At 47.9% G+C, this 12,298-nt stretch carries 11 protein-coding genes; 3 read left to right on the plus strand and 8 right to left on the minus strand.

Going from position 1 to position 12,298, the window contains the following annotated elements; genetic code table 11:
- Position 1: 1 nt before the first annotated feature.
- Together aroQ and N288_RS16600 are read right to left on the minus strand one after the other, a co-directional pair.
- Positions 2-442, minus strand: coding sequence for a type II 3-dehydroquinate dehydratase (aroQ, locus tag N288_RS16595; protein ID WP_009794937.1), 441 nt, complete (start codon positions 440-442; stop codon positions 2-4).
- Positions 443-520: 78 nt separating this feature from the next.
- The gene (locus tag N288_RS16600; protein WP_009794936.1) at positions 521-1,036 is read right to left on the minus strand and encodes a YqhR family membrane protein; all 516 of its coding nucleotides are present in this window, start codon (positions 1,034-1,036) and stop codon (positions 521-523) included.
- Positions 1,037-1,283: 247 nt separating this feature from the next.
- Here N288_RS16600 and N288_RS16605 point away from each other — a divergent pair, with 247 nt between their 5' ends.
- Positions 1,284-2,228 (plus strand): DUF1385 domain-containing protein, encoded by a 945-nt coding sequence (locus tag N288_RS16605; protein ID WP_009794935.1) that lies wholly within the window; start codon positions 1,284-1,286, stop codon positions 2,226-2,228.
- A gap of 47 nt (positions 2,229-2,275) precedes the next feature.
- Positions 2,276-2,656, plus strand: coding sequence for an SA1362 family protein (locus N288_RS16610; protein ID WP_009794934.1), 381 nt, complete (start codon positions 2,276-2,278; stop codon positions 2,654-2,656).
- 89 nt (positions 2,657-2,745) lie between these two features.
- Here the strand turns inward: N288_RS16610 and N288_RS16615 are convergent, their stop codons facing one another.
- From N288_RS16615 to N288_RS16630, 4 genes are all read right to left on the minus strand, one after another.
- On the minus strand, positions 2,746-3,633 hold the full coding sequence (locus tag N288_RS16615; RefSeq protein WP_009794933.1) for a patatin-like phospholipase family protein: 888 nt from the start codon (positions 3,631-3,633) through the stop codon (positions 2,746-2,748).
- A gap of 102 nt (positions 3,634-3,735) precedes the next feature.
- Complete coding sequence (gene splB, locus N288_RS16620) at positions 3,736-4,761, minus strand: spore photoproduct lyase (RefSeq protein ID WP_009794932.1); 1,026 nt, start codon at positions 4,759-4,761, stop codon at positions 3,736-3,738.
- Between the two features lie 138 nt (positions 4,762-4,899).
- A complete protein-coding gene (locus tag N288_RS16625; RefSeq protein WP_009794931.1) occupies positions 4,900-7,449 on the minus strand; it encodes a vitamin B12-dependent ribonucleotide reductase in 2,550 nt (849 codons plus the stop codon).
- Positions 7,450-7,805: 356 nt separating this feature from the next.
- Positions 7,806-8,642: a lipoate--protein ligase family protein gene (locus N288_RS16630; protein ID WP_009794929.1), complete on the minus strand. Its 837-nt coding sequence runs from the start codon at positions 8,640-8,642 to the stop codon at positions 7,806-7,808.
- 240 nt (positions 8,643-8,882) lie between these two features.
- Here N288_RS16630 and N288_RS16635 point away from each other — a divergent pair, with 240 nt between their 5' ends.
- Positions 8,883-9,266, plus strand: coding sequence for a rhodanese-like domain-containing protein (locus N288_RS16635; RefSeq protein WP_022544180.1), 384 nt, complete (start codon positions 8,883-8,885; stop codon positions 9,264-9,266).
- A 226-nt stretch (positions 9,267-9,492) separates the two neighbouring features.
- On the opposite strand, the gene gcvPB is transcribed toward N288_RS16635, so the two are convergent.
- Both gcvPB and gcvPA read right to left on the minus strand, forming a co-directional pair.
- Positions 9,493-10,956, minus strand: coding sequence for an aminomethyl-transferring glycine dehydrogenase subunit GcvPB (gene gcvPB, locus N288_RS16640; RefSeq protein ID WP_009794927.1), 1,464 nt, complete (start codon positions 10,954-10,956; stop codon positions 9,493-9,495).
- Positions 10,949-12,295 carry an aminomethyl-transferring glycine dehydrogenase subunit GcvPA gene (gene gcvPA / locus N288_RS16645; RefSeq protein WP_009794926.1) on the minus strand — a complete coding sequence of 449 codons (1,347 nt, stop codon included), beginning with the start codon at positions 12,293-12,295 and terminating at the stop codon, positions 10,949-10,951. The genes gcvPB and gcvPA overlap by 8 nt, the downstream gene beginning before the upstream one ends.
- Between the last annotated feature and the right edge of the window lie 3 nt (positions 12,296-12,298).

Below are 12,298 nucleotides of genomic sequence, written 5' to 3' on the forward strand. Positions count from 1 at the left end.
CCTAATTTCTCCCCTTTTCCAGTAGTGCGGATAATGCCAGCTCATATCCCTTGAGCCCCAGGCCGACGACCTGCCCCGCCGTAACCGCTGCGGTGACAGATACATGGCGGAAGGGCTCCCGGGCGTGGATATTCGATATATGTACTTCAATGACAGGCACGCTTATGCCTGCTATGCAGTCCCGAAGGCTGTAGCTGTAATGTGTGAAGGCTCCGGGATTAAAGATCACGCCATCGAACTCAGCCTCATTCGCTTCATAAAGCTTATCGATGAGCGCCCCTTCATGATTGGACTGGCAGGCTTCCAGTTCTGCCCCGTATTCGCGGGCCAGCTCTGCAATCCGCTCTTCCAGCTGCTTCAGTGTGGTCTCCCCATAAATACCGGGCTCCCGCTTGCCCAGCATATTCAGGTTCGGCCCGTTTAATAGTAGTATTTTTTTCATAAATAGGCTCCCGTGAAAAAAAGAATGTCCATAAGAACATTCTATCACAATTGAAATCGGCAGCACACCGAAACCATATTATGTTGCAGTTTCTTTTTCCTTATCTTCCCTGAACCTGATTTCATTTTCTTCATAAGAAATAGAGAAGCCGACGAATACTCCATAAAGAATATAAAAACAGACAGAGGCAATGATTGTATTTTTATCCAGATCCCTCAGCGGGCTGATGCCTGGAAAAATGGGATTCAGTACAAAAAAGACCAGCAGGAAAAGCGCAATTCCGTAGGCTGCCCCCGCAAAGATGCTTTTGATCTTTCTAAGCAGGGCATAATAGATGATGGCTGCCCCGATGGAGACAATCCCTATGAATACAAGCGAAATGACCGTCCCAAGCCACGTCTTCTTCCATCCGCCTATAGCCCATGGCTCCAGGATGACCCTTGGATGGATTTCAGTCAGGTTAAAGACGTAAGCCAGATAAGCCAGCCCGCTCCAAAGCACTCCCCCGACAAATCCAGTGATGATGACCATAGCCATGAAGGACATCGGCTTTTCCCTCTGATTTTGTTCAAGCTTTGCATGTTCTTCCTTCATTTTTCCACCTCCATTGCTTTAGTATGCCCATGGTTATTTTTTCAATTACATCAAAACCAAAAATTGAAGGTTCATCGGCTGCGAGGCTGAAATAATCTTACTTTCGCTCCGCTCTAGAGGTTTTATCCGTTTTTTAGTAGAATAAATATAGGTACATTCAGCTTATGCAAAAAGTGCCTTTCAGGCACGATCCACTTTTTTCAATATGCTGTTTCGGCCCAGTACACAATAGGTTGGTGTTACATATATGTCTAAAGACCAAAAGCCCGTTTATGGCGGCCAGGCGGTAGTTGAAGGCGTCATGTTCGGCGGCAAGCATCATTATGTCACAGCAGTCAGAAGGAAGGATGAATCTATTGAATACTTCCATCTGCCGAGAAAGTCCAATCCGTCTCTCCGGACGATCAAGAAAATCCCTTTCCTTAGAGGGATAGCAGCCATTATTGAAGCAAGTGCGAACGGTTCGAAGCACTTGAATTTCTCAACAGAGAGATTTGATCTTGATCCAAGCGAGGATCATACCTTAAAAGAAAAGGAGCCATCCAAGCTGACCATGTGGCTCGGCGTGGCAGCCATAGGGGTCATTTCATTCCTGTTCGGGAAATTTATCTTCACCCTTGTTCCGGTATTCCTGGCGGCCTTGACAAAGCCGATTTTTTCGAGCGATTTCTCCCAGGTATTGGTAGAAGGATTTTTCAAACTCATCCTTCTGCTTGGCTATATTTATTTCGTTTCATTGACCCCGATCATCAGGCGGGTGTTTCAGTACCATGGTGCAGAGCATAAAGTAATAAATGCTTTTGAAAACGGCAAGGAGCTGACGGTCGAAAATGTGCAGGCGCAGTCCAGGCTCCATTATCGCTGCGGCAGCAGCTTTATCCTCTTCACCGTCATTGTCGGCGTCTTCATTTATATGTTTGTGCCGACCGATCCGCTTTGGGTCAGGATTTTAAACCGCCTTGCCCTGATTCCAGTCGTTCTCGGAATCTCCTTTGAGGTCCTGCAGCTGACGAATAAGGTCAGGCATGTGCCTGTTCTGAAATGGCTCGGCCTTCCCGGACTCTGGCTTCAGCTCCTGACGACCAAAGAACCGGATGATAAACAGACAGAAGTTGCCATTCTTTCGTTTAACGAACTGCTAAAAAAGGAAAAGGAAACCGAGGACGCTAATAAAACAGAAGAAATTGTATAAAATATAGTTTAAAAGCAAGTGAAAATGCTCATCATGCTCATAGGGAGGTGGCTTTTTTGAATAACCGGACTTCATTGTACATTGTTGCCGGCCTCATTGGCCTCGCAATAATCGGAATAACAGGCAGATTGGTAAACGACCCTGCCGGTTTTTTGCAGAGTATAGCCGTAATGGCCCTCATTGGTGCTGCCGTATACTTTCTGTTTCGCCGTTTCTACAAAGCTGGCCCTATGAAAAAAGAGCAGCAGGCATTTGTTAAAGCAGCTAAGAAATCTAAAAGGAAATATCAGAAAGAACCTGCCAGCACCAGGAAGGCAAGTGTCGGTTCGCTCACATCCTTAAGGAAAACAAAAGCCCGCAAGTCTCCATCTCATTTAACCGTCATTGACGGAAAAAAAGGCAAAAAAAAGAACCGGGCCTCCCTTTGATGCCCGGGCAGATTAGTATTACTCCTGCTGGCTGTAAATGGCCGGCCAGCGGAAGCACTGCCAATATGGGGCAGTGCTTTTTAATTCCCTCAATAGGTCCATTGAGAAAAAAACTTCCTCGCTGACCGCCTCCCGAGCTCCAGCAGCTCTTCTTTTCTTTCAGCGGTAAGGCCAAATTCTGTAGAAACGATGCCCTCTGTCGGAACAAAAATGATATTCTTTGCATGCTTCCGGGAAATATAGCGTGCATCATGGGCATCCTTCATTGTCTCAAAGAGCGCCTCATAGAGCTGGATCGCATTATTGATTTTATTTTTCTCCCTGTTCAAGACATCATGGCTCAGCTTGATCCCAAGTACTGGCCGGAGCTTTTTGACATTTTCCTTGTCAAAGAGCCACATCGGAAAATTGCTCAGCACTCCCCCATCGACTAAGAGACTTGTTTCTCCTTCATAAGACTTCAGTTTGACCGGTTCAAAAAAATAAGGCAGGCTGCAACTCATCCGGATAGCCTTCGCTACGGAGAATCGGCCAGGGTCGACCCCGTAGCTCATTAAATCATCCGGTAAGACGACAAGCCGGCCGTTGGTCAGATCTGATGCAATGACTCTAAGCTTCTGTGGTGCGAGGTCGCCAAATGTACGGATCCCCCTTGCAGCGAGCTTTTCTGCAATCCACCTTTCCAGCTCGTTTCCCTTGTACAATCCAAGTCGCCAATACAAGAGCAGCCACTTAGCTGCCGAAAATGGAAGCAGCGTCCTCCTGGCATCCAGCAGCTTTTTCAAGTCAAGTTCATTCATCAGATCGAACATTTCGCTGCTTGTGTATCCTGCAGCAGACAGTCCGGCAACAATCGAGCCCGCGCTCGTGCCGGCCACCCTTTCAAAGCGGAATCCTTTCTGCTCAATGACCTCCAAAGCACCGATCAGCGCAAAGCCTTTAATGCCGCCGCCCGAAAAAACGCCGTCTATATACATGCAAGCCACCCCCGTCGATGATACCTGCTTGATACATCTTTAATCGGGCAGCTGCAAAAATAGTACGGCGGACAAATTAATTATTCAGGATAAAATATCAGGTTACGTAAAATACTGGACTTCTGCTTCCGGAAAAAAGGAATGGACATAACTTCGGATGGTTTCTTCCATTTCCTTTGCTTCATCGTTCTGGTATACATATTTTCCTATTCCGTAGCGGCCCCACTTATATTTCCGCTTTTCTTCATCCATTTCAAGCTTTGTTTTCGGATAGCGTTTTTCTATGACCTTCTTGGCAGGCTTAGTGAAACGGTGCTGAATAAGTTCAAAAGTAAGATCTTTAAGCTCTATGCCATCCAGCGACTGCTTCAGCCTTTCAAAAAGCTCATAATATCCTTCTTTCCAGTTTTCATGAAGATAGATTGGCGCCACGATAAAACCTAAAGGGTATCCCGCCCCTGCAACCTTCCTGGCCGCTTCGAGCCGTTCATCGAAAGTGGAGGTGCCCGGTTCAAAATTCTTGATTACATATCGTGAATTGACGCTGAAGCGGAACCTTGTCTTGCCGTTATGCTTGGCATCAAGCAGATGGTCGACATGGTGGTACTTAGTCACAAAGCGGAGTCTTCCATACTCTGTCCCGCCGATGAATTCAATCGTCTTTTTCAATGAGTGCGTCAAATGGTCAAGCCCTACAATATCCGAGGTACAGGCAGCTTCAAATCGGGTGACTTCAGGCGCCCGCTCCTCCATATATTTTTCAGCCTGAGCAAAGATATCCTCAAGGTTTACATATGTGCGGATATACGGCTTGCTCCCAAGGGTTGTCTGCAGATAGCAGTAATGGCAATGCCCCATGCATCCTGTTGCAAGCGGGATGGCATACTCGGCTGACGGTTTGGACGTATCGAATTTGAGCGTCCTCCTGATGCCTACTACGAGTGTCGATTTTGCATTCCGGTACTGCTGAAGCTCATTATTCCCCGGGATGCCGCGCACCTGGTTGTGGGAAGTGGTTTCGCGGATTTCGATGCCTAGCTCCTCAAATTTCTCCTTCAGCTCCTTTCCCAAAGGATATTCAAGCGCTTTCGGTTCTATATACACAAGCTGCGGCATGAATGGTTTCATCTTTATAACCCCGTTTCTATGTTTGCTTGGCTCAGGCATGTCGCCGGCACTTTTTTGTAGTATGAGCATTATTGGGGCAAAACCAAAAAAAGAGGACGGAAAAATTTTTCCATCCTCTTTTTACTGTTTATGAAAATTTTACAAGCCGCATTTCAATTGGGCATTACAGTTTGTGCAGGTATTGCAGCCGCCGATTTCTTTTACCTTGCCCTGGCGGCATACCGGGCAGGTGTTGCCTACTTCCGAGCCGATGGTTACATCTGTCGATCTGAGGTCACTGATTGTGTCAACCAGCACAACACGCTGTTTCGGCTTTTCTTCTTTCGTTTCTTCCTCATCGAAGGTGTTTTCTTCCGCTTTCAGCGTAAGGACCTGCGAGTCGCGGGAACCGTCGACATATACTGTTCCGCCTTTCGCTCCGCCGCGGTACAGGCGTTCATACACACCTTCCACCTGTTCAACGCTATAGCCCTTCGGTGCATTGACCGTCTTGCTTATAGAACTGTCAATCCAGCGCTGGATGACACATTGAACATCAGCATGCGCTTCAGGGGAAAGCTCCATAGCGGAAATAAACCATTCCGGCAGGTTCTCAGGATCTGCGTCAGGGTTGCGGTCAAGATACTCTTGTACGATATCTGCCTTCACCTCAATGAACTTCCCTAATCGGCCGCTCCTGAAATAAGAGAAGGAGAAGTATGGCTCAAGCCCTGTAGACACCCCGACCATTGTACCTGTGGATCCTGTCGGTGCTACAGTCAGCAGGTGGGAATTGCGGATTCCTTTTTCAAGGATGGACTGTCTCACATCTTCTGGCATTTTCTGCATAAATCCAGCCTCTGTGAAGTTCTGGCGGAGCCTGCTTGTTTCTTCATCCGTTGCCCCTGTAAGGAACGGGAAGCTGCCTTTTTCACCTGCCAGCTCAACTGAAGCTTTATATGCGGTTACAGCAATCGTTTCAAATACTTTGTCGATCAGTTCGTTGCCTTTTTCTGAACCGTATTCTGTTTCACAGTAAATCAGCAGATCATGCAGCCCCATTACACCAAGTCCGACACGGCGCTCTCCCAGAGCCTGCTTTTTGTTTTCTTCAAGGAAGTATGGTGTCGCGTCAATGACGTTATCCTGCATGCGGACGCCAACTTCAACAGTGCGGGCCAGCTTTTCAAAGTCGACCGTTTTGTTTTCCTTGTCAGCCATTTCAGCAAGATTGACAGCGGCGAGATTGCAGACAGAGTAAGGCGCCAGCGGCTGCTCTCCGCAAGGGTTTGTCGCTACTACCTTCTGTCCGTAGGCTTGTGCATTTGTCATATCATTCGCATTGTCGATGAAGAAAATGCCTGGCTCCGCTGAATAAGTTGCGCAGATATTGATCAGGTTCCAAAGCTCTTTTGCCTTGATTTTGCGGTAGGTGCGCACTTTGTGGCCCAGCTTTTCCCATTCGCGGACATCACCGATTTTATGCCATTCTTCATTGTAGATCTTCATCGTTTCAGCATCATATGACTCCACATCAGGGAAGCGCAGCTCATACTCTGCATCTTTTTCAACGGCATCCATGAAATCCTTTGTCAGGCACACGGAAATATTGGCGCCAGTCAGGAACTCAGGATTATGGACAGTATAATTGCCTCCGGCAGCAAGCTTATTTTCCGCATCCTTGATGATTTTCTCGCTGAAGCCGCCAAGACCGGGGATTTGCTTATAGTTGATGATTCCCTGATACATATTGGTCTCCTGCTCAGTCAGCGGAGTGAACTTCAGCTTTTCACTGGCATAGCGCTTGATTGTTTCATCCTGTGTGTTTTCCAGCAGGAAACGGAGGATGCGCGGGTTTTGCATTTTTGAGATGATGAATTCGATGATATCAGGATGCCAGTCGGTGAGCATGATCATTTGCGCACCTCTCCTTGATCCGCCCTGTTCAACCAAATGAGTCAGTTTCGCAATATCATCAAGCCATGAAACCGAACCGGAAGATTTGCCGTTCACTCCGCGGGCCAGCGTGTTGCGCGGCCTTAAGGTCGATCCGTTTGTTCCGACGCCGCCGCCCCTGCTCATGATTTCCATTACCTGCTTGCGATGCTCTGAAATCCCTTCCCGGGAATCCTGTACAAACGGCATGACATAGCAGTTAAAGTAAGTAACATCCGTATCCGCGCCAGCACCGTAAAGCACCCTTCCGGCAGGGATGAAGTTCAGGCTCACAAGCTCGTGGTAGAATTTCTCAAACCATTCTTTGCGCTTCTCTTCTGTTGCCTCTGCAGCTGCCAGGCCTGTCGCATTGCGCTTTGCAATCTGCTCATAATAGATTTCAAGCGGCTTCTCAATCACATCCAGCGATTTCGTAATCACCGGTTCGTCCGGATTATCCAGTACTCCGCGGAATTCTTCCTCCACCAATACTTTGGCTGTCTTGTTCTCCCAGTCAATCTCCTGGATGAAGCCGAGGCCGCGGGCAGGGAATTTTGGATCTTCTTTGACCGTCAGGACAACGAAGTCCCCGTTCGCCAGAGTAATCTTTTCTGTATCCTTGAAAGTATAGCGGTCCAGCATGACCAGACGGGAAACCCCTTTATGGGTGATTTTCATATCAGGGGTGATCGGATGCACCTGGGGAAATAGGCGGATATCCTTGTTTAATTGTTCGATGTTCACTTTTGCTTTTTGTCCTAGAACGACAGACATACACACAGCTCCTTCAATGTATCTTTCTATTAATAATAGAAAGCCAAGCTTCTATTTGTTTTTTTGAATACCCTAAAGTTATCATATCTAAAACCTCAAAATCAATATATAGTGTATAAAATATTTTCGACACCACTATATATTGTATTAGAGGTCAAATCAATTTGATTTTGTCAAACGCAGAAAAAACTAGATTTCAGAGATAAGAAGAGATATTGTCCGATTAATGACAGTAAACGATTATTTTCGGCAAATTTCGGGGCTTGCGTTTTATATGCGGACCCCTTGGAAAAATCTTCATATTCTGGGTGTGCCAATTTCTGCATCAAACAGAAAAAAAGCGACAGGGCCGCTTTTTATCTTTTAAAGTTCCATTCATCGTTTTCATATCGGTCTTTTGCAATTTTGTTCACATATTCCATTTCTTCGGCGGAAAGCTCATAAGGTTCAAGATGAATGTCAAGACCTTCTTCAAAGCCCTTTCTGAAGGCTTCCTTGGCCTGCCCGATTGTAACTTTGTCCCGGCTCAGCTCGTTGATGGCAACGGCTTTGCTTTTGAACGCTCTCTGCATCCTTTCCTTCACACGGTCATTCGGATACTTGAACAGGCTGAAAAGCTTATCTTCATCAAGGTCGAGGAGGATGGATCCATGCTGGAGGATAACACCCTTCTGCCTTGTCTGGGCGCTTCCGGCAACCTTTCTTCCCTCAACAACAAGCTCATACCAGCTTGGTGCATCAAAGCAGACGGAGGAACGCGGGTTCTTCAGCGACTCCCTTTCCTCGGCTGTCTTCGGAACAGCAAAATAGGCATCCATTCCAAGATTGTGGAATCCCTTAAGGATTCCTTCAGAAATCACCCGGTAGGCCTCTGTGACTGTTTTCGGCATTTCAGGATGGTCCTCTGAAACGATGACGCTGTATGTGAGCTCATGTTCATGCAGGACGCCCCTTCCGCCTGTCGGACGGCGGACAAACCCCAGCCCGTGCTTTTTGACTGCATCCATATCGATTTCCTTTTCCGCTTTTTGAAAATAGCCAATGGAAAGCGTTGCCGGATCCCATCCGTAGAAGCGGATGACAGGCGGGATCTTTCCCTCGCTGTTCCACTCGAGGAGTGCCTCATCCAAAGCCATATTGAAAGATGGGGAACCATATCCCGAATCAATAAATCTCCAAGTTTCTTTTAGCATATGTAACCCTCTTTTTCATGTTATGAGTCTTGCACATGTTCTCTAGTCTATCAAAATGGGCGGAAAAAACAAAGCAAACAGCCCTTGCCTAATATTTCAATTTACCGTCTCGCCCGCTTTGTCTCCAGCAAATCCGAAAACGTGAGAAATACGTGAATTTTGCAGGAATTCCTTTACTCACATGCCTGCCGGCTTATATAATAAAAGCTGGCGTAGCTATACGTGAAAGGAGAAGTCACATTGGAAACACTTTATATTCTTTTAATCATTATCGGGGGCTTTGTTACCTACTCTGTCGTTACATGGCTCTATCAGCGCAAAGTCGTCAAGACCCTGACAGAGGATGAATTCCGTGCAGGATACCGGAAGGCTCAGCTGATTGATGTCCGGGAGCCGAATGAATTCGATGCCGGCCATATCCTCGGGTCCAGAAATATCCCGTTATCCCAGATGAAAATGCGCATGAAGGAAATCCGTCCGGACAAGCCTGTGTATCTGTACTGCCAAAGCGGGATGCGCAGCGGACGTGCAGCCCAGTTTTTATACCGCAGAGGCTATAAAGATCTCCACCAGCTGCAGGGCGGCTTCAAAAAATGGTCAGGCAAAATTAAAGCGAAGAAATAAGGGAGGCACTTCCCTTCTATACATGAGCAAGAAAGGGTCCAGCCTTAAGGCGGGACCCTTTTTCCGTGTGATCATATGAAGCATTACTCCATATCAAGAATAAATATGCGTTAGAAACAGAGTTTCACACGAATGTGCCCAAAATCAGCAGGGAACATAATAAGCCAAAAGAGATAGGGCGAAGCACAGCGCTGATGCCGTGTTTCGCCCCTCAATGCCATGAAACTTAAGCTTCTTTCTTATACCGGAGGACCGGTTTTCTTGCAGCCAGGGTCTCATCCAGGCGGCCGATGACCGTCGTATGCGGCGCTTCCTGCACGATTTCAGGATTTTCCTCCGCTTCCCTGGCAATCTGGATCATGGCTTCAATGAAGCTGTCCAGTGTTTCTTTTGATTCTGTTTCAGTCGGCTCGATCATGATGCATTCTTCTACATTCAGCGGGAAGTAGATGGTAGGCGGATGATAGCCGAAGTCGAGCAGGCGCTTCGCAATGTCAAGCGTTCTGACGCCAAGCTTTTTCTGGCGCTTGCCGCTGAGTACAAACTCATGCTTGCAGTGCCTGTCGAATGGCAGATCGTAGTATTCCGCCAGGCGCCTCATCATATAATTCGCATTCAGGACTGCGAATTCGGTGACATTTTTCAAGCCGTCCGGCCCCATTGTGCGGATATAAGTATAAGCGCGCACATTGATGCCGAAGTTTCCATAATACGGTTTGACCCTTCCAATCGATTGCGGTCGGTCATAATCAAGGACAAATTCCTCACCGCGCTTAGCAACGATCGGTTTAGGCAGATAGGGTATCAGGTCTTTCTTGACGCCGACCGGACCTGACCCGGGTCCTCCCCCTCCGTGAGGTCCTGTGAATGTTTTATGGAGATTCAGATGGACAACATCGAATCCCATATCTCCAGGGCGCGCTTTGGAAAGGACCGCATTCAGGTTGGCACCGTCATAATAAAGCTTGCCGCCGGCACCATGCACAATCTCTGCCATTTCAAGAATGTTTTCTTCAAACAGTCCAAGCGTGTTCGGGTTCGTCAGCATCAGGGCCGCTGTATCGGATCCGACTACCCGGCGCAAATCCTCAAGGTCTACTAGGCCGTTCTCATTCGATTTAACGGTGACGGTTTCAAAGCCGGCGACCGTTGCTGATGCCGGATTTGTCCCGTGGGCTGAATCCGGGACAATAACCTTTGTCCTGCCGGTGTCGCCATTGGATTCATGGAAAGCCCTGATCATCATCAGCCCTGTCCATTCCCCGTGTGCACCTGCTGCCGGCTGCAGCGTCACTTCGTCCATTCCGGTAATCTCAATCAAATGCTCCTGAAGGTCATACATCAGCTCCAATGCACCCTGGACAGAGCTTTCCTCCTGCAGGGGATGAATATGGGCAAAACCGTTAAAGCGTGCTACATTTTCATTGATCTTCGGATTGTATTTCATTGTGCATGATCCCAGCGGATAAAAACCTGAATCCACGCCATGATTCCTTTTTGAGAGAGCAGTATAGTGCCTCATGATGTCCAATTCCGACACTTCCGGAAGCTCAGGCTCTTCTTCACGCAGGTATCCTTCAGGCAGCAATTCAGCCACATCCACTTCAGGTACATCGAGTTCCGGCAGGCTGTAGCCTGTGCGGCCCGGCTTGCTTATTTCAAAAATCAGCGGCTGGTCTTGATTATGCATGGTAATCCCCCAATTCTTTAACAAAAGTATCGATTTCTTCTTTCGTGCGAAGCTCTGTCACGGCAACCAGCATATGGTTTTCCAGTGAACGATAGCTTCTGCCAAGATCATAGCCGCCGATGATTTCTTTATCGAGCAGGCTTTTATTGATCTCCTTGACTGGTGCATTCAGCTTTACGACAAATTCATTAAAGATCGGGCCTTCAAAGGCAAGCTCGAATCCGGCCTTCTTGAACTGATCCCTGGCATAGCGGGCTTTCTGCATATTCTGGACGGCAATATCCCTGACTCCCTTTTTGCCGAGGGCTGTCATGGCGACAGATGCAGCAAGAGCATTCAAGGCCTGGTTGGAGCAGATGTTGGAAGTCGCTTTATCACGGCGGATATGCTGTTCCCTTGCCTGAAGGGTAAGTACGAAGCCGCGGCGGCCTTCTTCATCAATCGTCTGCCCGACAAGGCGGCCCGGCACCTTTCTCATCAGTTTGGAGGTGACGGCAAAATAACCGCAATGAGGTCCCCCGAATGCCGTAGGGATCCCGAATGGCTGCGCATCCCCTGCCACAATATCGGCGCCAAACTTGCCTGGAGGCGTTAATGCGCCCAAGGAAAGCGGATTGCTTGATACAACGAACATGGATTTTTGGGCATGGATGACTTCCTCAAGCTCTTTCAGCGGCTCTATGCGGCCGAAGAAGTTAGGGTATTGAACAATGACTGCAGCTGTATCGCTGTCCATCTGCTCTTTCAGCGCATCCATATCTGTGATTCCGTCCTTATGCGGAATTTCAACAACCTCTATATATTGCCCCTTTGCATAACTTCTGACAACATCCTTCGATTCCGGATGTACAGCCTCGGAGATCAGGATTTTCTTGCGGCGCGTCTGGCCAGCTGAAAGCATGGCTGCCTCAGCGAGGGCAGTGCCGCCGTCATACATGGAAGAATTGGCTACATCCATGCCAGTCAGTTCGCAGATCATCGTCTGGAATTCAAAGATGGCCTGCAGCTCCCCCTGCGAAATCTCCGGCTGATACGGTGTATAGGCCGTATAGAATTCGGAGCGGGAAATGACGTGGTCCACAATCACCGGCATATAATGATCATAGACACCGGCTCCGAGGAAGGATGAATTGGACCTGAGGTCGGCATTCTTTCCTGCCAGCTTGGTAAGCTCCTTCAATAATGCCGTTTCCGGCTTTGCCGGTTTAATATTGTACTCTCCCTTAAACCTGACAGCTTCAGGTATATCACTGAACAGTTCATCAATCGAACTTGCCCCGATCTTCTCAAGCATTTCCTTTTTGTCTGTTTCTGTCATAGGCAGATAGCGATGCGTCATGTT

The sequence above is a fragment of the Bacillus infantis NRRL B-14911 genome (genome assembly GCF_000473245.1).
Taxonomy (GTDB): Bacteria; Bacillota; Bacilli; order Bacillales; family Cytobacillaceae; genus Bacillus_AB; species Bacillus_AB infantis.

Bases quoted from the DNA above. Each gene is read 5' to 3' on its own strand.
- N288_RS16600 (WP_009794936.1), bottom strand. From the start codon at position 1,036: ATGAAGGAAGAACATGCAAAGCTTGAACAAAATCAGAGGGAAAAGCCG.
- gcvPB (WP_009794927.1), bottom strand. From the start codon at position 10,956: ATGCATAATCAAGACCAGCCGCTGATTTTTGAAATAAGCAAGCCGGGC.
- N288_RS16615 (WP_009794933.1), bottom strand. From the start codon at position 3,633: ATGTATATAGACGGCGTTTTTTCGGGCGGCGGCATTAAAGGCTTTGCG.
- splB (WP_009794932.1), bottom strand. From the start codon at position 4,761: ATGAAACCATTCATGCCGCAGCTTGTGTATATAGAACCGAAAGCGCTT.
- gcvPA (WP_009794926.1), bottom strand. From the start codon at position 12,295: ATGACGCATCGCTATCTGCCTATGACAGAAACAGACAAAAAGGAAATG.
- N288_RS16630 (WP_009794929.1), bottom strand. From the start codon at position 8,642: ATGCTAAAAGAAACTTGGAGATTTATTGATTCGGGATATGGTTCCCCA.
- aroQ (WP_009794937.1), bottom strand. From the start codon at position 442: ATGAAAAAAATACTACTATTAAACGGGCCGAACCTGAATATGCTGGGC.
- N288_RS16625 (WP_009794931.1), bottom strand. From the start codon at position 7,449: ATGTCTGTCGTTCTAGGACAAAAAGCAAAAGTGAACATCGAACAATTA.
- N288_RS16605 (WP_009794935.1), top strand. From the start codon at position 1,284: ATGTCTAAAGACCAAAAGCCCGTTTATGGCGGCCAGGCGGTAGTTGAA.